Origin of the sequence: Flavobacterium sp. LC2016-12 (genome assembly GCF_015351595.1) — a bacterium.
Lineage (GTDB): Bacteria > Bacteroidota > Bacteroidia > Flavobacteriales > Flavobacteriaceae > Flavobacterium.
Genome location: NZ_JADKPT010000015.1, coordinates 75,671 through 97,584, shown reverse-complemented (window position 1 = coordinate 97,584; position 21,914 = coordinate 75,671). Strand labels below are relative to the sequence as shown.

At 32.7% G+C, this 21,914-nt stretch carries 22 protein-coding genes; 10 read left to right on the top strand and 12 right to left on the bottom strand.

Annotated elements, in window-relative coordinates; all coding sequences use genetic code 11:
* Nucleotides 1-6 precede the first annotated feature (6 nt).
* Entirely contained in the window at nt 7-486 is a 480-nt protein-coding gene (locus tag IRZ99_RS19355) for an Lrp/AsnC family transcriptional regulator (protein ID WP_007805990.1), read from the bottom strand.
* A 77-nt stretch (nt 487-563) separates the two neighbouring features.
* A complete protein-coding gene (locus tag IRZ99_RS19350; RefSeq protein ID WP_194658950.1) occupies nt 564-1,718 on the bottom strand; it encodes a M14 metallopeptidase family protein in 1,155 nt (384 codons plus the stop codon).
* A gap of 312 nt (nt 1,719-2,030) precedes the next feature.
* Between IRZ99_RS19350 and IRZ99_RS19345 the strand changes: the two genes are divergently transcribed.
* Nucleotides 2,031-2,507 (top strand): helix-turn-helix transcriptional regulator, encoded by a 477-nt coding sequence (locus IRZ99_RS19345; protein ID WP_194658948.1) that lies wholly within the window; start codon nt 2,031-2,033, stop codon nt 2,505-2,507.
* 84 nt (nt 2,508-2,591) lie between these two features.
* Here the strand turns inward: IRZ99_RS19345 and IRZ99_RS19340 are convergent, their stop codons facing one another.
* Nucleotides 2,592-3,143: a 1-acyl-sn-glycerol-3-phosphate acyltransferase gene (locus IRZ99_RS19340; protein ID WP_194658946.1), complete on the bottom strand. Its 552-nt coding sequence runs from the start codon at nt 3,141-3,143 to the stop codon at nt 2,592-2,594.
* A gap of 65 nt (nt 3,144-3,208) precedes the next feature.
* On the opposite strand from IRZ99_RS19340, the gene IRZ99_RS19335 reads away from it, so the two are divergent.
* The 6 genes from IRZ99_RS19335 to IRZ99_RS19310 all read left to right on the top strand — a co-directional run bounded on the left by IRZ99_RS19335 (nt 3,209) and on the right by IRZ99_RS19310 (nt 7,976).
* A complete protein-coding gene (locus tag IRZ99_RS19335) occupies nt 3,209-3,874 on the top strand; it encodes a spermidine synthase (protein WP_194658944.1) in 666 nt (221 codons plus the stop codon).
* A 12-nt stretch (nt 3,875-3,886) separates the two neighbouring features.
* Complete coding sequence (locus IRZ99_RS19330) at nt 3,887-4,564, top strand: peptidoglycan DD-metalloendopeptidase family protein (protein WP_194658942.1); 678 nt, start codon at nt 3,887-3,889, stop codon at nt 4,562-4,564.
* Between the two features lie 6 nt (nt 4,565-4,570).
* Nucleotides 4,571-5,047 carry a hypothetical protein gene (locus IRZ99_RS19325; RefSeq protein WP_194658940.1) on the top strand — a complete coding sequence of 159 codons (477 nt, stop codon included), beginning with the start codon at nt 4,571-4,573 and terminating at the stop codon, nt 5,045-5,047.
* 9 nt (nt 5,048-5,056) lie between these two features.
* Nucleotides 5,057-5,581, top strand: coding sequence for a hypothetical protein (locus IRZ99_RS19320; RefSeq protein WP_194658938.1), 525 nt, complete (start codon nt 5,057-5,059; stop codon nt 5,579-5,581).
* Between the two features lie 51 nt (nt 5,582-5,632).
* Nucleotides 5,633-6,103: a nuclear transport factor 2 family protein gene (locus IRZ99_RS19315; protein WP_194658936.1), complete on the top strand. Its 471-nt coding sequence runs from the start codon at nt 5,633-5,635 to the stop codon at nt 6,101-6,103.
* 130 nt (nt 6,104-6,233) lie between these two features.
* Nucleotides 6,234-7,976, top strand: a complete 1,743-nt coding sequence (locus IRZ99_RS19310; RefSeq protein WP_194658934.1) for an APC family permease — start codon at nt 6,234-6,236, stop codon at nt 7,974-7,976.
* Between the two features lie 292 nt (nt 7,977-8,268).
* On the opposite strand, the gene IRZ99_RS19305 is transcribed toward IRZ99_RS19310, so the two are convergent.
* On the bottom strand, nt 8,269-9,756 hold the full coding sequence (locus tag IRZ99_RS19305; RefSeq protein ID WP_194658932.1) for an aminotransferase class V-fold PLP-dependent enzyme: 1,488 nt from the start codon (nt 9,754-9,756) through the stop codon (nt 8,269-8,271).
* A 181-nt stretch (nt 9,757-9,937) separates the two neighbouring features.
* Here IRZ99_RS19305 and msrA point away from each other — a divergent pair, with 181 nt between their 5' ends.
* On the top strand, nt 9,938-10,471 hold the full coding sequence (gene msrA, locus IRZ99_RS19300; protein ID WP_194658929.1) for a peptide-methionine (S)-S-oxide reductase MsrA: 534 nt from the start codon (nt 9,938-9,940) through the stop codon (nt 10,469-10,471).
* A 63-nt stretch (nt 10,472-10,534) separates the two neighbouring features.
* Nucleotides 10,535-12,103 carry a YdiU family protein gene (locus IRZ99_RS19295; protein ID WP_194658927.1) on the top strand — a complete coding sequence of 523 codons (1,569 nt, stop codon included), beginning with the start codon at nt 10,535-10,537 and terminating at the stop codon, nt 12,101-12,103.
* Nucleotides 12,104-12,173: 70 nt separating this feature from the next.
* Here IRZ99_RS19295 and IRZ99_RS19290 read toward each other — a convergent pair whose 3' ends face one another.
* Both IRZ99_RS19290 and IRZ99_RS19285 read right to left on the bottom strand, forming a co-directional pair.
* Nucleotides 12,174-13,139, bottom strand: coding sequence for a YpdA family putative bacillithiol disulfide reductase (locus tag IRZ99_RS19290; RefSeq protein WP_194658925.1), 966 nt, complete (start codon nt 13,137-13,139; stop codon nt 12,174-12,176).
* A 7-nt stretch (nt 13,140-13,146) separates the two neighbouring features.
* On the bottom strand, nt 13,147-13,620 hold the full coding sequence (locus tag IRZ99_RS19285) for a CYTH domain-containing protein (protein WP_194658923.1): 474 nt from the start codon (nt 13,618-13,620) through the stop codon (nt 13,147-13,149).
* A 238-nt stretch (nt 13,621-13,858) separates the two neighbouring features.
* Between IRZ99_RS19285 and IRZ99_RS19280 the strand changes: the two genes are divergently transcribed.
* The gene (locus IRZ99_RS19280; RefSeq protein WP_194658922.1) at nt 13,859-14,413 is read left to right on the top strand and encodes a hypothetical protein; all 555 of its coding nucleotides are present in this window, start codon (nt 13,859-13,861) and stop codon (nt 14,411-14,413) included.
* 79 nt (nt 14,414-14,492) lie between these two features.
* Here the strand turns inward: IRZ99_RS19280 and IRZ99_RS19275 are convergent, their stop codons facing one another.
* The 6 genes from IRZ99_RS19275 to IRZ99_RS19250 all read right to left on the bottom strand — a co-directional run bounded on the left by IRZ99_RS19275 (nt 14,493) and on the right by IRZ99_RS19250 (nt 21,236).
* Complete coding sequence (locus IRZ99_RS19275) at nt 14,493-15,539, bottom strand: o-succinylbenzoate synthase (RefSeq protein ID WP_194658920.1); 1,047 nt, start codon at nt 15,537-15,539, stop codon at nt 14,493-14,495.
* Between the two features lie 169 nt (nt 15,540-15,708).
* Nucleotides 15,709-16,911: a M48 family metallopeptidase gene (locus IRZ99_RS19270; RefSeq protein WP_194658918.1), complete on the bottom strand. Its 1,203-nt coding sequence runs from the start codon at nt 16,909-16,911 to the stop codon at nt 15,709-15,711.
* A gap of 24 nt (nt 16,912-16,935) precedes the next feature.
* Nucleotides 16,936-18,387 (bottom strand): S41 family peptidase, encoded by a 1,452-nt coding sequence (locus IRZ99_RS19265; protein WP_194658916.1) that lies wholly within the window; start codon nt 18,385-18,387, stop codon nt 16,936-16,938.
* Between the two features lie 237 nt (nt 18,388-18,624).
* On the bottom strand, nt 18,625-19,302 hold the full coding sequence (locus tag IRZ99_RS19260; RefSeq protein WP_194658914.1) for a metal-dependent hydrolase: 678 nt from the start codon (nt 19,300-19,302) through the stop codon (nt 18,625-18,627).
* Between the two features lie 30 nt (nt 19,303-19,332).
* The gene (gene menA, locus IRZ99_RS19255) at nt 19,333-20,295 is read right to left on the bottom strand and encodes a 1,4-dihydroxy-2-naphthoate octaprenyltransferase (RefSeq protein WP_194658912.1); all 963 of its coding nucleotides are present in this window, start codon (nt 20,293-20,295) and stop codon (nt 19,333-19,335) included.
* A 107-nt stretch (nt 20,296-20,402) separates the two neighbouring features.
* Entirely contained in the window at nt 20,403-21,236 is an 834-nt protein-coding gene (locus IRZ99_RS19250) for a 1,4-dihydroxy-2-naphthoyl-CoA synthase (protein ID WP_194658910.1), read from the bottom strand.
* Between the last annotated feature and the right edge of the window lie 678 nt (nt 21,237-21,914).

Sequence of the window (21,914 nt, the reverse complement as noted above, 5' to 3'; positions counted from 1 at the left end):
AAAATATTACATATTTTTAAAAATAGTATGCATCAAACGCTTCTTATCGTTAATACTTTCTTCTAATGAAATCATAGTCTCTGTTCTGTAAACCCCTTCAATATCATCAATCATAAAGATAACTTCTTTTGCATGCTTAGTGTCTTTTGCTCTAATTTTGCAAAAAATATTAAATTTTCCTGTCGTTACAGAAGCCACTGTTACGAATGGAATTTGATTGATTCGCTCTAATACAAATTTTGTTTGAGATGTATTATTAAGGAATACACCCACATAAGCAATAAATGAATACCCTAATTTGTCGTAATCTAAGGCTAATGAAGATCCCATTATTATACCGGCGTCTTCCATCTTTTTTACTCTAACATGTACTGTCCCAGCAGATATCAATAGTTTTTTTGCAATGTCAGTAAACGGAACTCTCGTATTGTCTATTAACATATCTAAAATCTGGTGATCTACTTCATCTAAACGAAATTTACTCATAATTCTTTAATTAATATTACTAATTGCTATTACAAAGTATAAAAATATATATAAAAAACAACAAATTCACATAAAAATTAACTTTTTATCAATCCGTTAACAAATTTAACATTTTTATTTAAATAAAAATCTGCTTTTTCGTTCACTTTCGGAAAACTATTATGATTATCGGAATAAAATGCTCCCTGAGCGTCATATTCATAATGTCCAAAATAATTTTCTAATTCACCTACTTCTGTGATGTAGGCGTTAAAGTGAATCTTATTTTCAATCAATTCTTCTTTGTATTGTGCGACAAAATTCGTAATAATTTCGATACCATCATAATTTATTTTGATGTTTTTATACATAAAATCATAAAAAACCACTTTATTTTGTGAAATATTCAAATAATCATTAATTCTATTATCAACTAAATCGTTTTCGGAAAGCAGTTCAAAACTCGAAATAAGTGAGAAAAATATGAACTTTCTCGTGATTTCGCGTTCGTAATCATTAGGAAAATGACCTGCTTCAAATAAAATTGTTGGTACGCCCAAAAATTGAAAAGTATCTCCTATACAGTTGATATTGAACGAATCATCAAATCGACCAACTTGTCCCGGAATATATTGTTGCAGCGTATCATTGATTCCTGCAATTACATTTATAGCTTTTAATCTGTTTTCGTTTATCTCTCTTTCCTGATTATAAGAAGGCGCTAAAAAAGAAACTGTTGCAGGTTTACCAGAATTACCAGCACCAAAAATCGTACGCTGATCATGAAGGTTAAAACAATAATGGGGTTTAAATTTCTCGAAAACTTCCCTCAAAACGTTACTTTCAGGTTGAGTCAGGTTCTGAGAATCTCTATTTAAGTCAATTTTGTTGGCATTTTCACGTGTATAAAGCGCTGCACCATCAGGATTAAGTATTGGAATAGCATAAAAAGTGAACTTTTCGAGTAATTTTTTCGCAAAGTGTGAGCCACTATTTAATACATTAATAAAGTCAAAAAGAGCTTTAGTGGTTGTACTTTCGTTACCATGCATTTGAGACCATAGATAAATACGAGTTTCTCCTGTACCAATTTGATAACTATATATAGGTTTATCTAAAACCGATTTACCAATAATCTGAACCTGGTTATTAGTATTTAATTTGTCTAATAAAGGCTCAATATGATCTAATGTCAAGTAACGTCCCTTTATAGATTGTTCTTTGTGCAGGCTAAATAATTCTTCTAAATTCATTGTCTTTTGATTAGTTTACAAAAGTAAACATCTTTATTTTTACAATTGTAAACAATTCAAAGATAGAATAATTTATAATTGTAAACATGCTTTGAACAATTAATTCGTTGATTTTGTGATTATCAGTTAACATTTGTTATTAGTTAACATTAATGTATATTAGTATTTGTATTTCAATAAGTTATACTATTTTATATAAAGTTATTATTTGATATTTTATCGAAATTGTCAACGATTTACAACTGTAAAATTGCTTTATTACTTTCTTTTAGTTACATTTGTAAACAGGACTTTTTAAAATAATAATTTACAATGGTAAACATCGATGATTTTGTAAAACGACTTGAAATTATACTGGATTATTATGGTCTAAATGCCTCTACTTTTGCGGATAAAATTGGGGTGCAACGCTCTAGTATGTCTCACCTGCTTTCAGGAAGAAACAAACCTAGTTTAGATTTTGTAATGAAAATTTTGGATGTTTTTCCGGATGTAGATTTGTATTGGATCTTAAATGGAAAAGGAAGTTTTCCTAAAGTCGAAGATCAAACTTTAAATTCAAATAACGAAGTAGCTACAGAAATTGTAAAACCTCTCACCCCTATTTCATCTTCTGAAGATTTTGTCGGTGGAGATTTATTTTCTGAAATCAATTATAACGAAGAAGTAAAAACAGAAACAAGAAATGCTGTAGAAGTTAAAAGTTCAAATTTCATTTCAGAAGAAGACGAAGTTGAGAAAATTGTATTTTTTTATAAAAACGGGACATTTAAGGTGTACATCCCGTAATTTGAAATTTTCGCGTATTTGAAAATTTTTCAAAATATTTTTTATTTATGGGATTCTCACGCAACTGAAAAAAATATTCAAAATTTACAATTTAAAACCGTCCTGAGGAATCTTACCTAAAACATGTTCATAATGTTTTTTCAAAATTTGTAAATCGGCTTCAAAGTCACCAGTCGGATAAAACGGCTTTCCTAAATTAACTTCTTTTTTACCCCAATCAAAAGCCACAGGAATAATAGGCACATTTGCTTTAAGTGCGATATAATAAAAACCAGTTTTAATTTCAGTTACTTTTTTACGTGTTCCTTCAGGAGCCACTGCTAAACGAAAAACTTCCTTACGTTCAAAAATAGCCGCAATTGAATCTACTTTGTTCAATCCGCCGGAGCGATCTAAAGGCTCACCTCCCACACTTCTGAAGTAATATCCGAAAGGGAATTTGAATAACTCTTTTTTTCCTACCCAGTTCATTTCTAATCCTGAAATTCCGCGGGTAAAAATTCCTAAATAAAAATCATGATTACTTGTATGTGGCATCACCATCATCACACATTTTTTCACTTCTGCATTTTCAATTCCTCTTATTTTCCAGCCCATTAGCTTAAAAAAGATGAATTTGTACAATTGTTTCTTCATTAAAATTTATTATTTCATGCAAAATAAAAGATTTAAAATGGTATTTTTGAGTAAAAGCTTTACAAATGATCCAAAAATTTTTCAGTTATCTTATTCCAATCAAAATTTTTAAGAAAAAATCGGTAAGAAGCAAAATGATCGAAGTTACCTGGGCAAATGGCGAATTGGTTTTAGACTCTGAAAATACAAATTATTCGTACGGAAGTTTACAGCGTATATTAAGGTACGGATTGCGTAACATTGGTTATAAAACCATTCTTGATATGGATCATATTTTATTACTGGGAGTTGCAGGCGGAAGTGTTGTAAAAACGCTGGTTGATGAAATTGAATACAAAGGTAAAATTACCGGTGTCGAAATTGACTCAGAGATGATTCAGATTGCAAATGAATATTTTAACCTGAATCAGATCAAACAGCTTGAAATTATAATTGACGATGCTTTTGAATTTGTTTTAAAAACCAAAGATCAATACAATCTTATTATAATTGATATTTTTGAAGATACTAAAATGCCTAATTTTTTGTTTGAACGTTTTTTTAGTGAGCGGGTTTGTTCGCTTTTAAAAAATCAGGGGTTTGTACTTTTTAACACAATGATTCTCGATGAAGCACATAATGTCAGAAATCGGAACTATATTGCAGAAATAAATCCTAAACAATTTTCTTCTAAAATGCTGCCCCGCATAGAAGATCATAATGAACTAATAATAATTGAAAAAGTTGCCTAAATTTTACCTTTTATGAAAACCCTAGTTTCTATTTTAAAAGCCATTCCACCTACTAAAATTATTGATGCAAGTATTGATTTTTCAGATTACATCCCTTTAGATTTATCCATTACGAACAAAGAATTAATGGAAAGCAAACCGGAAAATGCTTCTGAATTTGAGAGTTTTATTTCTAATTATTTAAAAAGCAACAATGCCGAAGTAGCTTTTGGCGGTTATATAGAAGGTCGGACACTATATAAAAGAAGTACAATTTTTAAAAACGATTCTGTTCCGGAACGAAACATACATATTGGTCTTGATTTGTGGACCAAAGTAAACACAGCAGTTTTGGCACCGCTTGATGGGAAAGTACATAGTTTTAAAAATAACGTTGGTTTAGGTGATTATGGCCCAACCATCATTTTGGAGCATGAAATTGAAAATGAAAAATTTTATACTTTATACGGACATTTATCGTTAGAAAGTATAAAAGACCTTAATGTTGGGAAGCAATTTAAGAGGGGAGAACAAATTGCAACTCTTGGAAATGCAGCTGTTAACGGAGATTATGCACCGCATGTGCATTTTCAGATTATACAGGATATTGAAGATTATTGGGGAGATTATCCCGGCGTTTGCAACAGTAATGATTTAAATTTCTACATCGAAAATTGCCCTGATCCCAACTTATTATTAAAAATAACATAAATAGTTATGAAGAAAGCAGTATTGATTATATGTTTGTTGTTGTTAATTGGATGTAAATCTAAAACTGTAACCCGGGACACCGAAGATTTAAAAATAAAACAAATTCCAACTGCTGAAGTTAATGCGAATCAACAGAAAAAGGCATACGATTTAGGCAAGAGAGTTTTGGAAACTTGTAACACGTCAAAGTTTAAACCTTTTAACGAAACCGAGGTTACAAAGTCGGTTATGGAAAATACAACCGAGGAACGATTGACAAAAACCTGTCAAAGATTTAGACAATATTACGGAAGTTTTATTGACTTGAAATTAGACGGTGTTTACAGAACTAAACAAGAAGTCATTTACCGCTATCATGCATTATACAGCAAAAAAGTAGCTAACAAGGAGTTACGGGTTTTTGTAAATGAAGACAATTTAGTTTCTGCAATAAAATCGATGGATTGGGACGAAAAATTTGATTCTAAAATAGAAGGACAATAAACTAAAACTATGAAATTTAAAACACCTTTTTTAATCTTACTGTTACTTTCAACTTTTGCAAATGCTCAGGAAACAATGAGTGTAAAAGGCTCTAAAGGGTATCCGGCAACGCAAAATTATACTTTTATCTGCGAAAAATATGCTTTTTCAGGAGAGACAGATGTTCAGGTTGCGAAGACTGAAAAAGGTGGTATTTTAAAATTATCAATTGCTACTGCCAATGCTGAAGCAAGAATTTCTGGTGGCGTTTATGTCGATTTGGCGAATGGCGACGTTATTGCCTGTGTAGATAAAAATATAAAAGAAACAGTAGAAGGCAAAACCACTTCTTATTATTACTTCACTCCTGCCGAAATGATCAAGCTCAAAAAAGCTGACATTCAGGGAATCAGATTTATTATAGCCGGAAACTCAAAATCTTTTGGAAATCAAACGGGTTACTTTACCGCAGTAAACAAAATGGCTTACTTTTCTACAGGATACGATAAATCAAAAAAAACATTTGATACAGCAACTGCAATTAGTGTATTATAAATAAAACATTTAGTATAATTAATCTTATATTTATATTCTAATTTTATTTAAATGAACACCAACGAAAATTTAATTGCAAAATTCTACACCGCTTTTGCAAATGCCGATGCTAGAACAATGAGTGAATGTTACCATCCAAAAGTGCATTTTATTGATCCTGCTTTTGGTTTACTAAAAGAAGAACAGGTTTCTAACATGTGGGAAATGTTGATTTTAAAAAGCAAAGGCAATATAAAAATTGAGTTTTCAGATATTAAAGCAGACGAATTTACAGGTTCTGCAAGATGGGTTGCTACTTACAACTTTAGCAAGACAAATCGTAAAGTAATCAATAAAATTTCAGCTGAATTTATTTTTCAGGATGGCTTAATTATTAAACATACTGATAATTTTGATGTATGGAAATGGTCCAAACAAGCCTTTGGTGTTACAGGATATTTACTGGGCTGGACAGGTTTTTTTCAGGACAAAATTCAAAAGCAAGCCTTATTATCACTTAAAAAGTTTCAGGAATCAAAATAATTTTCATAAATTGAAGATTCAAAATTTCTGATTAATTAAATATTTCCGCCTTTATAAAATATCTGCCTTATTTAAGATTTATTTTAGTTGCTTTTATTATTGAATTAATCGTTTTTAATTTTCAATACTCATGAAAGAAGTTATACATAAGAAATTAAATCAATTACAGGCAACAGCAATTTGCGGAAACGATATTAGTTCTTCTTGTTTATATGTTTCAGCATTAACTATTTTGTATGCAGGACAATATGCCTGGATTTCTTTATTAATTGTTGCTGCCGTTTTATTTTTATTCAGACGGATTTATGGGGAAGTTGTTGGTGCCATTCCTTTAAATGGTGGAGCTTACAATGTTCTATTAAACACTTCGACAAAACGTCTTGCATCTCTTGCCGCAACATTAACTGTTTTGTCCTACATGGCAACTGCAGTAATTTCGGCATCTGAAGGAATGCATTACCTACACGGAATTTTCGAAGGATTAAATGTTACCATAGCAACCGTAGTTGTTTTAATATTATTTACCGGACTTGCTATTTTGGGAATTGGAGAATCGGCATTTGTTGCCGTCATTATTTTTCTAACCCATCTTGCAACTTTAACCATGCTTGTTTTAGCGTCTCTATGGTTTTTATTAAATAATGGTCTGGAAACATTTCATGTCAATTGGCAAACTCCTATTGCTTCCGGAAATATAAAAACAGCCCTTTTTCTTGGATTTTCAGCTGCCATGCTCGGAATTTCAGGTTTCGAAAGTTCTGCCAATTTTGTTGAAGAACAAGAACACGGCATTTTTCCAAAAACACTCCGAAACATGTGGGCAATTGTCAGTTTTTTCAATCCCGTAATTGCCATATTATTAATTAGTGTAATTCCACTGACCGAAGTTGGCGAAAACAAAGAATCCCTTTTAGCCCATCTTGGTGAAACTACAGGTGGATCCTGGCTGGCATGGCTAATTTCTATAGATGCGGTTTTAGTTTTATGTGGTGCAGTATTAACTTCATTTGTAGGTGTTTCGGGCTTATTAAACCGAATGACTTTAGACCGAATTCTGCCCAACTTTTTCTTGAAACAAAACAAAAGGGGTTCGCATTATCGGATTGTCATTAGCTTTTTAGTTCTATGTATTTCAGTACTTTTTGCCACTAGCGGACATTTAGAATCTTTGGCTGGTGTTTATACTTTCTCCTTTTTAGCAGTAATGGCATTATTCGGAATCGGGAATTTATTACTAAAATTCAAACGCCGAAAATTACCAAGACCGGAACGCGAGCGCGGTATTGCAGTGGTAATTGCTGTTTCGTTTATCATCGCTGCTTTTATCGGAAACATGAAGCTGAATATCAATGCCTTTTATACCTTTTTGCAATACATGATTCCGTCCTTAATTTTTATCGGAATTATGCTTAACCGTGTCATGCTGATCAAACTTTTAATTGAAGCGTTAGAATATTTCTATCAGCCTTTACGTCGAATGGTAATTGTGAGCAATCGCTATTTACAAAAAATGAGCGTCGAAATTAACTCACAGGAATTTGTATTTTTCACCAAAGGCGATGATATCGCAATACTGAACAAAGTATTGCAATACGTCGAAAACAATGAAACTACCAAAAAACTAAAAATAGTTCATATAAAAAGTGACGGTGCAAACAACGAAGCTTTAAAGAAAGATTTAGAAGTCTTAGATCGTGCTTACGACGACATTGATATAGAATTCCTTGAAATACAAGGTGTTTTCGGCCCTGATATTATAGATGAACTTTCTGAAAAATGGAAAATTCCAAAAAACTTCATGTTCATTGGTTCACCCGGAAATAAATTCTCCTATCGCGTTTCAGACCTAGGCGGAGTTCGTTTAATAATGTAGCATCTAATTTTTCAGGAGCAAATGTATCTGGTTTTTCAAGACCACCAGTCCCGCTTTCGCCTATATCTTTGTTCGTTCCTCTCAAAGGATACCGGCTCTATCGGGGCTAGATTAGAAGTTTAGTTTTCAAAAAAAGCAAGAAACTAGAATTATAAACCCCGATAAGCTTTAAAAACTTTCGGGGTCATATTTTATAAAATCTATTGTTGCAACAGCTTTGTGAGCTTTGTGTTTTATATTCATCAGCTATATAAAAAAACGTTAGTGCACTTTGTGGTTAAAAAATCCAACATTAAGATTTAAACCAGCCGGCAACCAATTCATCTTCAAATGAAGTAGCATTCTTATGCACAAATTCATTGGTTTTATTATTATAAGCATAATCTAAAGCCCATGTTTCGTGATTTTTAGCCAGGTCTTTAATACTGTCACAAACATAAGCGATTTCCTTATCTGTAGTAGTCGGGTGAATTGACATTCTAATCCATCCCGGTTTTTTGATTAAATCGCCAATCGTGATTTCATTAACCAGTTTATTCGAAGTTTCCTGATCAACATGCAATAGAAAGTGACCATAAGTACCTGCACAACTGCATCCGCCTCTGGTCTGGATTCCGAATTTATCATTTAATAATTTCACTCCTAAATTAAAATGTAGATTTTCAATAAAGAAAGAAACTACTCCCAAACGATTTTTATGTTGTCCTGCCAAAATTTTAATATTCTCAACCGGTTCCAATGTTTCAAAAACATAATCAACGATTTCGTGCTCACGTTGCAGAATATTTTCAATCCCCATTTCTTCCTTTAACTCAATTGCTAAGGCCGTTTTAATAACCTGCAGAAATCCGGGAGTTCCACCATCTTCACGATCCTCAATATTGTCAATATATTTATGTTCTCCCCAAGGATTTGTCCAGCTTACTGTTCCTCCTCCAGGACAATCCGGAATCATATTATTGTATAATTTTTTATTGAAAATCAAAACACCAGAAGTTCCGGGACCACCCAAGAATTTATGAGGCGAAAAGAAAACAGCATCCAAATACGCTTCAGGATCTGAAGGATGCATATCAATTTCTACATAAGGTCCTGAACAGGCAAAATCTACAAAACAAACTCCATTGTGTTGATGCATTAATTTTGCTGCTTCATGAAAAGGAGTTTTCAAACCCGTAACATTTGAACAGGAAGTAATTGATGCAATTTTTATTGTTCGAGTATTATATTTCTCTAATAATTCAGCTAAATTTTCCAGACTAAAAAGACCTTTTTCGCACGATGGAATAATTTCAACATCTGCAATAGTCTCTAACCAAGATGTTTGATTAGAATGATGTTCCATATGAGAAATAAAAACAACAGGTTTCTTTTCTGCTGGAACGTTTGTAAAATTTTTAAGATTTTCAGGGATTTTTAACCCCAAAATACGTTGGAACTTATTGATAACACCTGTCATTCCAGTTCCATCGGTAATTAAAACATCATCCTGATTCGCATTGGCATGACGTTTAATAATATTTCTGGCATGATGGTAAGCTTTTGTCATGGCAGTACCTGACACAGTGGTTTCCGTATGTGTATTCGCTACAAAAGGTCCGAAATCATTAAGAAGTTTCTCCTCAATTGGTCGATATAACCTTCCGCTGGCAGTCCAATCCGTATAAATAATCTGTTTTTTGCCGTACGGAGACGTAAATTCCTGATTAATTCCAACGATATTTTTACGAAAATCCTGAAAATAAGTTTCTAAAGTGATGGTATTATTTTTGCTATTCATTAGTATGCCTGAGTTTGATGCAAATATAATTGCTTTTTTGTAAAATTGCGAATTTATCAATTGTAAACTTCAAACATTCAATAACTGATTAGTATATTTAACTAAAATGTGATTTTTTTAACAAATTATCATAATATTCTATCGGATTAATAGGGCATGTAAAACTTAACAATACTATTCTATGGGAAATTTATCAGTAGCTACTTTTGGTGGTGGATGTTTTTGGTGTATTGAAGCTGTGATTCAGCGTTTAAATGGTGTAGAATCTTTAAAATCAGGTTATTCAGGAGGTTTTATTAAAAATCCTCCGTATCGTGAGGTATGTACTGGCAGAACCGGTCACGCCGAGGTCATACAAGTTACTTTCAACCCTGACATAATTTCATATCATGACTTGATTTTTATATTCATGACAAGTCACGATCCAACAACATTAAACCGTCAGGGAGCTGATGTAGGAACACAATACCGTTCCATCGTTTTATATCACGATGCAGAACAAAAGGCGATAGCAGAAAAGGTTTTAGAAGAAGTAAAACCTTTTTATGAGGATCCTGTTGTAACAGAATTAACAGCCTTTGAAGTGTTTTATGAAGCTGAAGAAGATCATCAAAACTATTATAACAACAATCAGGATGCCCGTTACTGTCAAATCGTAATTGATCCGAAAGTACAGAAATTAAAAAAAATGTACGCAGATCGATTAATTGACTAATTAAAAGTTTTGCCACAGATTTAAAAATTAAATCTCTTAATCTGTGGCATAAAAAAGACCACAATGAAAAATTTAAAAGTACATAATAGATTTACAGCTCAACTACCTGCAGATCCTGATGAAACTAATGAAATTCGTCAGGTTAAGAATACGTTGTTTTCCTATGTTAATCCAACAAAGCCTTCAAATCCAACATTAATTCATGCCTCTAAGGAAGTGGCCGAAAGGGTTGGAATAACAAAAGATGAGATTCTATCAGAAGAATTTTTGAATGCCTTTTCAGGAAAAGAAATTCTTCCTGAAACACGTCCGTATGCTATGTGTTATGCAGGTCATCAATTTGGGAATTGGGCTGGACAATTAGGCGACGGTCGTGCAATTAATCTAACGGAAGTTGAACACAATAATAAGTTTTTTACCCTGCAATTAAAAGGTGCAGGAAAAACTCCTTATTCCAGAACTGCAGATGGTTTGGCCGTTTTACGTTCTTCAATACGAGAATATTTATGCGCTGAGGCGATGTATTACCTTGGAGTTCCTACTACCCGATCGCTTTCCCTTATTTTATCTGGAGATCAGGTATTGCGAGATGTTTTGTACAATGGAAATCCGGCTTACGAAAAAGGAGCGATTGTTTGTCGTGTAGCACCATCTTTCATACGTTTTGGAAGTTTTGAAATGCTTACTGCACGAAACGAACTGAAAAATCTAAAAGAGTTTGTTGAGTATACTATCAAACATTATTTTCCTGAGATTAAAGGAGAACCTAAAGAGCAATATGTACAGTTCTTTAAAACTGTTGCGGACAGTACACACAAAATGATTGTCGATTGGCAACGTGTTGGTTTTGTACATGGTGTTATGAATACGGATAATATGTCGATTCATGGACTAACGATCGATTATGGACCTTATGGCTGGCTAGAAAACTACGATCCAAATTGGACTCCCAATACAACGGATAGTCAAAACAGACGATATAGATTTGGAAATCAGCCTCAGGTTGCACAATGGAATTTGTATCAGCTAGCCAATGCGCTTTACCCGTTAGTTAATGAAGCAGAGCCTTTAGAAAAGATATTGGAATCCTATATAAATGATTTCGAAGCTGATTATAAAGAAATGTTTTTAAGTAAGTTAGGATTATTTACTTCAACTGAAACTGACGGTAAGTTAAGTGAAGGTTTGGAAGCAGTTTTACAATTATCTGAAACGGATATGACTATCTTTTTTAGAAATTTAAGCAAGGTTATAAAAACAGATTCAGCTGAAAATGCAATAGAAAAGATTCAGGATTCTTTCTATTTACCGGAAGAAATTACTGGAAATATTTTGGATGCCTGGAAGAAGTGGTTTTCTATATATCTTCAAAGATTAAATCAGGAAGAGCTTTCAGATAAAGTTCGTTCTGAAAAGATGAATCAAATTAATCCTAAATATGTATTGCGAAATTATATGGCACAACTGGCTATTGATGAGGCAGACAAGGGTGATTATTCTCTAATAAATGAATTGTACTTAGTATTACAAAAACCATATGATGAACAACCTGAATCAGAAAAATGGTTTGCAAAACGACCAGATTGGGCACGCTCAAAAGTAGGTTGTTCTATGCTTTCTTGTAGTTCTTAATCTATTTTGCCACAGATTAAAAGATTTCAATGATTAATCAATTAAATCCTTTAATCTGTGGCAAATTTTTCTATTTAGAAGTTATAAAATCGACGATCATATTGGCATGAACGCGGGAGTTTTCTATAAACCACTTATGTGTTTGCATTCCGCCACAAACTACTCCAGCCAAAAACAATCCTTCAACATTTGTTTCCATTGTTTCCGGATTATATGTTGGTATTTTTAATTCATCTTCAGAAAGCTGTATGCCCATTTTTTCAAGGAAAGTCAAATCTGGTTTATATCCTGTCAAAGCTAAAACAAAATCATTTTCAATGCTTACTTTTCCGTTTGGCGTTTCAATTTCGACTTCATTTTTCCTAATTTCAGTGATATTGGATTCGAAATAAGCTTTAATACTTCCTTCAGCAATTCGGTTTTCGATATCTGGTTTTACCCAATATTTTACTCTGTTGTTGATTTCGTTTTTGCGAATAACCATTGTAACATTTGCTCCTTTCCTCCAACATTCCAAAGCTGCATCCACAGAAGAATTATTAGCGCCGACAATTAAAATATTTCTGAAAGCGTATTCATGGGCCTCTTTGTAATAATGACGCACTTTTGATAACTCCTCGCCTTTTACGTTCATATCAATCGGAATATCATAAAAACCTGTTGCAATTACTACATTTTTAGTTTCGTATGAATTCTTATCTGAAACAATCTTGAAAATTGAGTTTTCTTGTTTTTGAACACTAATCACTTTTTCGAACAAATGAATTGAAAAATTAAAATAACGATGAATATTTCGGTAGTACTCCAAAGCTTCCTGACGGCCTGGTTTTGGTGCCAGACAATTAAAAGGGATATCTCCAATTTCTAATCTCTCGGCTGTTGAGAAGAAAGTCATATATAACGGATAATTGAAAATGCTATTTACAATCGCACCTTTTTCTATAACTAAATATCGTAAATTTTTCTTTTGAGCTTCAATTGCGCAAGCCAGTCCAATCGGACCGCCACCGACAATTATCAAATCATATTCTGCCATAGATTTATTATTTTTCCCAGGTTTTAAAAGGCTTTTTACTCAAATATGCGTTGTAATAACGTTCGTCATTTGTCACTTCTTCTCCAAGCCAATCTGGTTTCTCAAAAGATTCGGTTTCAGAGTCCAGTTCAATTTCAGCCATAATCAGTCCTTCATTTTCACCGTAAAACTCATCAACTTCAAAAACATGTTTTCCTGATTTTATTTCAAAACGTGTTTTTTCAATTTTTCCCTTTTCGCATAATTTTAGCAATTCCTGCGCTTCATCAAGCGGAATCTCGTTTTCCCATTCAAATCGGGACATACCACCCTGATGACCAATTCCCTTAATAGTAAGAAAGCCTTTTTTTCCTTTAATTCTAACACGCACAGTTCGCTCTGGAAGAGAGCTTAAATAACCTTGCGCAATTTGATTTTGAGCAAAAGCCTGTTCTTTAAAATCACTAGATTTTACAAGAAACTTTCTTTCAATTTCTATCATTTTAATACTGTAATTAATTTAATGCAAGTTACTTAATTAAATCCAGTTTTTAAATGGTGATCTCTTTCCTGCCTGATAAATTGATGTTAATATAAAACACTTAAAACCAGAACAATAACAAATAATTAACGGATCAATGCGAGGTTCTGTATTTATTTATTTGTTAAATTTGATAGGGATTTAACCTCATTCTTAAGTCCGAACGATAAGTGAAATATTCAATCAAAAACTTATGATCATGGATATATCTTGTATAGTAATCCCTGTATTAACAGGGCTAATCTTTGGAATTTTAGGTTATTTTTTAGGTAAGAAAGCGTCATCAAAATCGGAACATTCCCTTGCCTCCTCTTTGCAATCAGAATTAGATGCCTGTAAAACACATACAAAAAGTTTAACTGTAAGAATTTCATCTTTAGAAGCAGATTTAGCAGAAAAGAAAGCAAAACCAAGCAAAAAGAAGCCAGCTACACTCCAGATAGCACAAACTTTTCTGTTTGATACCGCTCTGGCAAAAACTATCTTTGGTAAAAAAGTAAAAGAAAACGACCTAAAAATTGTAGAGGGAATTGGACCAAAAATTGAAGCTTTGTTCAATGCTGCCGGAATAACAACCTGGCACGATTTGTCTGAAACATCTACCGAAAAATTACAGGCAATTTTAGATGCCGGTGGAGAAAATTACGCTATCCACAACCCAAGTACCTGGGCAAAACAAGCACTAATGGCTTATGAAGGTAAATGGCAGGAACTCAAAGACTGGCAAGCCGGATTACGTGGTGGGAAAGAGTGAGAAAACGGACTCAAAGGCTTAGAGTTGCAAAGGAACAGAGTTTTTTTTCCCTTTGTAACGCTTAACTCTATCTGAAACTTTATATTTTTTCTAAAAGATCAGAATTCCAGTTTTTAGTTGTGTTGTACCATAATTGACCTTTTGAAACTTCAAGCGGACAATCGAAATTGTTTGTATAAAGCGCTCCTGTGCCCAAACCCTGAGGCATTTTTGAGTTTAAGGTAAAAGTCCATTGTGCGATTGCATTAAGTCCAATATTGCTTTCTAGGGCCGAGGTTATCCACCAACCAATATTGTATTTATTCGCTAAATCAATCCATTCTTGTGTTCCTCTAAAACCGCCAACAAAACTTGGCTTCAGAATAATATATTGCGGTTGGATTTTTTGAAGCAATGCTTCTTTTTCTTCTATTGAAAATATACCTATTAATTCTTCATCCAATGCAATTGGAATAGGTGTTGTTTTGCGTAATTCAGCCATAGCTGAAACGTTCCCTTTCTTTATTGGCTGTTCAATACTATGTAGCTGAAATACTTTTAATTGATTTAGCTTATCTAAAGCTTCATTCAAAGCAAAAGCACCATTGGCATCAACCCTTATTTCAATTTGTTCTGCTGAAAAATGGTTTCTTATAAATTGTAATAATTCTAGTTCTTTCTGGAAATCTATTGCGCCAATTTTTAGTTTTATACAATCAAAACCTTGTTCTAACTTCTCTTCTATTTGGTCTTTCATAAAAGAAGCTTCACCCATCCAAACCAAGCCGTTTATAACAATTGATTCAGAATTATTCGTAAAATTGGAAGGAAATAAAAGATATGGGTTTTCACTTTTAAGGGATAAAAAAGCCATTTCAATACCAAATTGTATTGAAGGAAATTCCAGCATAGCTTCCCAAAGTGCAATTTCTCCTAAAAGAATATTCTGACACACCCAACTGAGTTTTTGTTCATAATCATCACGATCATCAGCGCTTAAGCCACGCAAAATACCACACTCACCTATTCCCTTTTTACCATTTTCTTCAAGAACAATAAACCAGGTTTCTTTTTCAGTCATAATGCCTCGCGACGTGCCCGAAGGACGTTTAAATTCGAGCATGTATTTATGGTAACTTGCTTTCATTATTTAATTTTTTTTCACCATATAAGTGATATAAGAAAATTTAAGTTTGACTTTATAAAAATTAAAACTTAAAAGGAATATAAGAAAACCAAAATAAACTTTTTATGTTCTGCAGCGCTCACCATACTACATTTAAATGAACTTATATCACTTATATGGTGAAAACATTTTAATTATAGAGCTTCAATACTTTTTCGAAGTCTTTTGATGGTAATCCGGCTTTTTGAAAAAGTTCAAAGTCCTTTTTTGTTTTGTCTTTCCAGCTTAAACTGTCTGTTACGTTTTGTGTTTGGTATTTTTTGTAGATTACTTTTGCTTCACTGTAATCATCACTAACCAAATAAACGTGGGCTAAATTTAGTTTTACTAACAATTCAGTATCATCTAATTTTTCACCTTCTTTAAGGAATTTAATTGCTTTTGCATATTGTTTAGTCAAAATATAGCAGTAGCCAATAGAACCATAATCAATCGCCGTTGCTTTTCCGTCGTTAATAATGGTATTTAGTTTCTGAATTGCTTCGTTGTATTTTTGAAGCTTGATTAAAGTCGAGGCCTGAGTTCTTAAATCGTTATAAACGTTTTTAGAGATATCGGCATCCTTGTAACAAGCATTTCCAAAATCTTTATAGACTTTATTTTTTTCGATTGGCAATAGTTTTTGAAATTCTGTATAACGATATTGCTTTATAATTTTATCTAAAATACAAACACAAAAATCATCAGAATTGGCCATTTTTTGTGCCATTGTTGATGTTTTGCATAAGCTGATAATTTCGTTTTTGTTATCCTGATTCCAACCACGGTTTAATTTGGTGTCAACCCAGGGCACAACTTCCAAAACAATTTTTTGGTTCAAAAGCCAGTTTTTACTGTGGAAACCAAACCAAATTGTACTGATATCTTGTCCTAAACAAGAAGATTTGTCTAATGATAAGCGTTTTGCATCCTTGCTTACTTCGTTTACTTGTGCGTAGCAAGATTTGTCCGTTTTTCCGTCATCGATATATTTTTTTGCATTTTCCTCTGAAGTAAAAAGTGCATAAGTGCAATTGTCATCACCGGAAATCTTTGACATTAAAAAAACAGCTCCGGCAGAACCCTGACTAATTCCGGTTGGATCTGGAATCGCTTTCAATACAGAAACCAGACTGTTTGCCATTTGCTGGTTTTCGTCTAAAAGTGTAATTCGGTACACGATTTCTGTGGTTCCTACAGGAAGATCTTCTGTTTTTAAAGTAATTCGGTCACGGGCAGAAACGATAATTTCTTTAGTAGTGGCGCGTTCCTTGTCCCAATAACCATCTTTTTGAGCAAAAGTGTTGTATGAAACTGTAATTAAAAGAAAAAGGGCAATTTTTTTTAAATTCATCATCGCAATTTTTAGTACAATTAACTAGTTTACGTTTAATATGTTTTCTGTAAATTTCAGCCACTCCTGATCAGGGATTGATTTATCAATATAATAATCAGGCTGAATTCCTTTTCCATCAATTTGCATGCCTGGAATTCTTAAACTTTTTGAAAGTGAGTATCCAAGCTTTAAATCCTTACACGGAAAATCAATAAAATACATATTCGAAATATCCAGAACACCTTCAGTTGTAGTACCAAAAAGCTTTACTTTTTTGCTTTGCTTTGCAGTCAATAAAAATTGTTCAGTTGTACTTCCATTATTTTCATTAACAATGATCGCTACATTTTTTGGATAAACGGAAATGGAATCTAACCGATGTTCATCAACAGCTTTTTCTTCCAGGTTTACGAATTTACCCAAATTACTATTTAATTTTTCTAATCCCTTTTTTGCCCAGTCCTTTTCTTCAGCTGACCAATCTGGATCTGCCATAAAATCTTCCATTCTTTTATTGTTCTGAACAGTAGACAAGAACTCAACACCAACAGTTCTAATTGGATTTGTATATAAATAAGGAATTATTTTTTGAAAAGTGGCATCTGATCCGCCACCGTTATTTCTTAAATCAATTATTAAGTTTTCTTTGGAAAGAATCAGTTTATTATTGGCAACAAGTATACTGTCAACAACTTTCTTATTAGAATAATTGAATGAAGGAATTCTTAACAAAACACTTTTACGTGATATTTCTTTAATAAAAGGCTGTTGAGCTGTTAAGGATTCTAAATAATTTGTAATATCTGAATCCTCTTTAAAATTATTTGGGAAAACTCTTTTTAGCGAAATAAATCCAATTTTTAAAAAGTTGCTTCCAATAAGCTGAACATTGCTAAATTTTTGAGATGAAAAATCTCCCATAAAATACACAGCACTGTATGTTTGATCTAAATTTTGCTTTATCTTAAATTTTACCTGATATTGCGACCACTTAGTTCCTTTTACGTCTAAAACATAACCAATAAATTCATCATTTACTTTTGCAACACCAATTGTATAAGGAGGTGAATACCAAATTCCTTCAAATGTTGGTTGAGTATTTTTTGATGTTCTGCTTTTTAATTCTTCCTCCGTTATTTGAAGTCTCTCCCAGTTTTTAGCAGGTTCAGTTTTAGTTTGTGAAGCTGTCTTATTTACGTAATCCTGATTTATTTCTAATGATAAATGGGCAGGCCTGAAAAAATGAAGCCAGTCCAAAAGGATGGTTCTGCATTCTTTAAGGTCGTTTATTTTTTTGATTTTTTTAGCAAAAAGAGCACTATGATTTTGATATTCGATCAATCCTTTCTGATCAATTACATATTGAAAACCGGCATCATTTTCTTCGAAATTTTTCTTTAACCAATTAAAATTATCTTCACAGGAACATTTTTGTGCATAGGTATTATAAGATATTACAATTAAAAGAGTAAATGCTAATTTTTTTAAATTCATTATAACAACTTGTTTTAGGATTGATAAAGTAAGTAGATGAAGAAATTTTAAATTTAATATTATTCTGATAGCATTTATTTCGTTTATTCAATGATCTACAACATCTTTTTCTTTTGAAAATGATTGTCCTAGCCCCGATAGAAACGATATCCTTTTGTGGTGGGGTTCACCACAAAAGATATAGCGGATAGCGGGATTAGCTCCTTATTCTTCGACTCCGTTCAGAATGACAATTACCTATAATTCAATTGATTCTCCAATTTCCAAAAGCATTAAATCTTTTCCTTTATCGAAAAATTTACGGATTGATTCTTCGTGATTGATTTCGATGTAGCCGAAAGTATCAAAATGATACCCTAAGATTTTATCGCATTCAAGAAAATCAGAAGCGATAATAGCATCTTCAACATCCATGGTGAAATTATTTCCGATTGGAAGAATTGCTAAATCAAGTTTAGTTCGCATCGGAATCAGTTTCATATCCATTGTAAGCGCAGTATCTCCGGCAATGTAAATGTTTTTATGCTCGCTTTCAATTACAAAACCACCCGGGTTTCCTCCATAACTTCCGTCAGGGAAAGAACTTGAGTGAATTGCGTTTACATATTTTACTTTTCCAAAATCGAATTTCCAGCTTCCGCCATGATTCATTGGGTGTGCGTTGTGGCCTAGTTTGGCATAATAGCTTGTTATTTCTGCATTAGAAACAATTACAGCGTTTGTACGATTTGCAATATTATCGACGTCTAAAACGTGATCACCATGTGCATGTGTAAGCAAAATATAATCTGCTTTTAATGTATTTATATCAATTGACGCAGCCTGAGGATTTCCGGTAATAAAAGGATCAACAATAATATGTTTTCCTCCAACTTCGATACCTAGAGAAGCGTGTCCGTAGAATGTAATTTTCATTTTTATAAAATTTAGAGTTGAACCTTGATTTTATCTTCCGCCCATGAAAAGATTAACAAAAATGTCTGAAATCAATGAAATCATACACACTGTTAACAATAAAGAAAGCAAAAATGTACTTAATGCCAATTTTTTTAATTCCGGATCTAAAAGCTTAGGATTTTGGTTTTTAGAAACTGTAATTAAATGTTTAGTTAAAGGAATATAAGCCAATAAAAATAAATATTGATCAAATCGATAATCGCTTAAAATGGCAAAAATTATTACCAAAATCATTGCTGTAATGATTAACGAAAAATGATAAATTTTAGCTTTTGCACCTCCCATTTGGACTACAATAGTATTTTTGCCTGATTTTTTGTCTGATTCTTCATCACGCATATTGTTCAGATTTAAAACCCCAACACTCAATAATCCGATAGAAATTGCAGGTAAAATTAAAAGCGGATCTACTTCTTTTGAATATAAAAAGTTAACCCCTAAAGTACTTACTAATCCGAAAAAGATAAAAACAAAAAGATCTCCAAAACCTTTATACCCGTAAGCTGAATTTCCTACTGTATAACGAATTGCTGATACAATTGCAGCGATTCCCAACAATAAGAAGAAGATCGAATAACCAAAATTACTTTCTCCAAAAGCAAAATAAATCAATACAATAGCAGATAGTAAAGTCAGTACTGAAGTAATTATTATGGCTTTTTTCATAGCCTGAGGCGTAATCACTCCACTCTGAATAGCACGTTGTGGTCCAACTCGATCAGCGTTATCGGTACCTTTTACACCATCACCATAATCATTTGCAAAATTGGATAAAACCTGTAAACCAAGTGTAGTTAAAAGTGCAAAACCAAAAATTTTCCAGCTGAAAACTTCAGTTGGTGTATTAATGGTCGCTGTTGGGTTTGATAAGGCGTATATACTTCCTACTATAATTCCGGAAACTGATAAAGGCAATGTGCGCAGTCTGGCGGCTTCAATCCAATGTTTCATTTATTTTAATTTTAGATTTTAGAGTTAAGATTTTAGATTGTTATTTCTGAATTTAAATCGCAGATTTTAAGATAAATCTAAAATCTGCAATCAAAAATCTAAAATTATTATGGTAACCATTTATTTTCTCCAAAATTCGGTTTTCTTTTTTCTAAGAAAGCATTTCTTCCTTCTTTTGCTTCTTCTGTCATATAAGCTAAACGAGTTGCTTCTCCGGCAAAAACCTGCTGTCCTACCATTCCATCGTCTGTAAGGTTCATCGCGAATTTTAGCATTTTTATAGATGTTGGCGATTTTTGAAGAATTTCCTGGGCCCATTCGTAAGCAGTTGTTTCCAATTCCTCATGTGGAATAACAGCATTTACCATTCCCATATCCATTGCTTCCTGAGCTGAATAATTTCTTCCTAAAAAGAAAATCTCACGTGCTTTTTTCTGCCCCACCATTTTCGCTAAATAAGCTGATCCGTAACCACCGTCAAAACTGGTAACATCAGCATCTGTTTGTTTGAAAATGGCATGTTCTTTACTAGCCAAAGTCATATCGCAAACCACGTGCAAACTGTGTCCGCCACCAACTGCCCAACCCGGAACAACCGCAATAACCACTTTTGGCATAAAACGAATTAAACGCTGCACTTCAAGAATATTTAAACGATGTTGTCCATCTTCACCTACATAACCCTGGTGTCCACGGGCATTTTGATCGCCACCGCTGCAAAAAGAATAAACACCATCTTTTGTTGATGGTCCTTCAGCAGAAAGTAACACTACCCCTATCGAAGTATCTTCTTGTGCATCGTAAAAAGCCTGGTATAATTCTGAAGTTGTTTTTGGACGGAAAGCATTTCGAACATTAGGTCTGTTAAACGCTATTCTTGCAACTCCATTACATTTTTTATAGGTGATATCTTCAAATTCTTTGGCAGTAATCCAATCCATTTCTATTTGTTTATTTTAATAATTATAGTGTAAAAATAAAGCATTTTTACATTTTTACCTACTCAAATCGGCTTAAGTCTGCGCTAAATTATCACCAGATCGTGGTAAATAGTATTTACTTACAAAAAATAACAATATTTAACATTGGATTTCAAAAATAATTGAGTAATTTTACACCCTAGAAATCAATGAGATACATTTTATTTCACTGAATTATGATTGATTTTCTTTCACTGAATTATTAACCTAAAAAATGACTTTTTTTGAGAAAAATTAAAAATTTTGTCGCTCATTTTTTTACGGTTTTTATTAGTAAACCTTTGACTAATGAGCAAATGATTTATGCGTTTGTTAAAACTTCAAGAAGGAGATAGTAACACCTAAGGTTAAATGCTAGAATTGTTTAAGTAATTAGTATAAAATTGATTACGAAAAGAGGAAAATGCTAACCAAAACATTCTATAAGTTATTTTATCAACCAAATGGATTAGCCGTGAAATTTATTTTTTGCTTTTAAGATGAACGTACTGATTGTTTAAAGACATACCAGATGAAAGGTAACTCCTAAAATTCATAAAGTTGTTATTCTTTTAATGGATTCGAATAATTTTATTTCTGTTTTTTTTTAATTACAATTTTTTTTAAAACTGAATAAAAAGAGAAAGGCTGCTTGTAATG

Excerpts from the sequence above, each read along its gene's own strand:
- IRZ99_RS19260 (WP_194658914.1), bottom strand. The coding sequence starts at position 19,302 with ATGAAAATTACATTCTACGGACACGCTTCTCTAGGTATCGAAGTTGGA.
- IRZ99_RS19345 (WP_194658948.1), top strand. The coding sequence starts at position 2,031 with ATGGTAAACATCGATGATTTTGTAAAACGACTTGAAATTATACTGGAT.
- IRZ99_RS19295 (WP_194658927.1), top strand. The coding sequence starts at position 10,535 with ATGAAAAATTTAAAAGTACATAATAGATTTACAGCTCAACTACCTGCA.
- IRZ99_RS19325 (WP_194658940.1), top strand. The coding sequence starts at position 4,571 with ATGAAGAAAGCAGTATTGATTATATGTTTGTTGTTGTTAATTGGATGT.
- IRZ99_RS19310 (WP_194658934.1), top strand. The coding sequence starts at position 6,234 with ATGAAAGAAGTTATACATAAGAAATTAAATCAATTACAGGCAACAGCA.
- IRZ99_RS19250 (WP_194658910.1), bottom strand. The coding sequence starts at position 21,236 with ATGGATTGGATTACTGCCAAAGAATTTGAAGATATCACCTATAAAAAA.
- IRZ99_RS19315 (WP_194658936.1), top strand. The coding sequence starts at position 5,633 with ATGAACACCAACGAAAATTTAATTGCAAAATTCTACACCGCTTTTGCA.
- IRZ99_RS19290 (WP_194658925.1), bottom strand. The coding sequence starts at position 13,139 with ATGGCAGAATATGATTTGATAATTGTCGGTGGCGGTCCGATTGGACTG.
- IRZ99_RS19330 (WP_194658942.1), top strand. The coding sequence starts at position 3,887 with ATGAAAACCCTAGTTTCTATTTTAAAAGCCATTCCACCTACTAAAATT.
- IRZ99_RS19340 (WP_194658946.1), bottom strand. The coding sequence starts at position 3,143 with ATGAAGAAACAATTGTACAAATTCATCTTTTTTAAGCTAATGGGCTGG.
- menA (WP_194658912.1), bottom strand. The coding sequence starts at position 20,295 with ATGAAACATTGGATTGAAGCCGCCAGACTGCGCACATTGCCTTTATCA.
- IRZ99_RS19320 (WP_194658938.1), top strand. The coding sequence starts at position 5,057 with ATGAAATTTAAAACACCTTTTTTAATCTTACTGTTACTTTCAACTTTT.
- IRZ99_RS19270 (WP_194658918.1), bottom strand. The coding sequence starts at position 16,911 with ATGAATTTAAAAAAAATTGCCCTTTTTCTTTTAATTACAGTTTCATAC.
- IRZ99_RS19280 (WP_194658922.1), top strand. The coding sequence starts at position 13,859 with ATGGATATATCTTGTATAGTAATCCCTGTATTAACAGGGCTAATCTTT.
- IRZ99_RS19275 (WP_194658920.1), bottom strand. The coding sequence starts at position 15,539 with ATGAAAGCAAGTTACCATAAATACATGCTCGAATTTAAACGTCCTTCG.
- IRZ99_RS19355 (WP_007805990.1), bottom strand. The coding sequence starts at position 486 with ATGAGTAAATTTCGTTTAGATGAAGTAGATCACCAGATTTTAGATATG.
- IRZ99_RS19265 (WP_194658916.1), bottom strand. The coding sequence starts at position 18,387 with ATGAATTTAAAAAAATTAGCATTTACTCTTTTAATTGTAATATCTTAT.
- IRZ99_RS19285 (WP_194658923.1), bottom strand. The coding sequence starts at position 13,620 with ATGATAGAAATTGAAAGAAAGTTTCTTGTAAAATCTAGTGATTTTAAA.
- IRZ99_RS19350 (WP_194658950.1), bottom strand. The coding sequence starts at position 1,718 with ATGAATTTAGAAGAATTATTTAGCCTGCACAAAGAACAATCTATAAAG.
- IRZ99_RS19305 (WP_194658932.1), bottom strand. The coding sequence starts at position 9,756 with ATGAATAGCAAAAATAATACCATCACTTTAGAAACTTATTTTCAGGAT.
- msrA (WP_194658929.1), top strand. The coding sequence starts at position 9,938 with ATGGGAAATTTATCAGTAGCTACTTTTGGTGGTGGATGTTTTTGGTGT.
- IRZ99_RS19335 (WP_194658944.1), top strand. The coding sequence starts at position 3,209 with ATGATCCAAAAATTTTTCAGTTATCTTATTCCAATCAAAATTTTTAAG.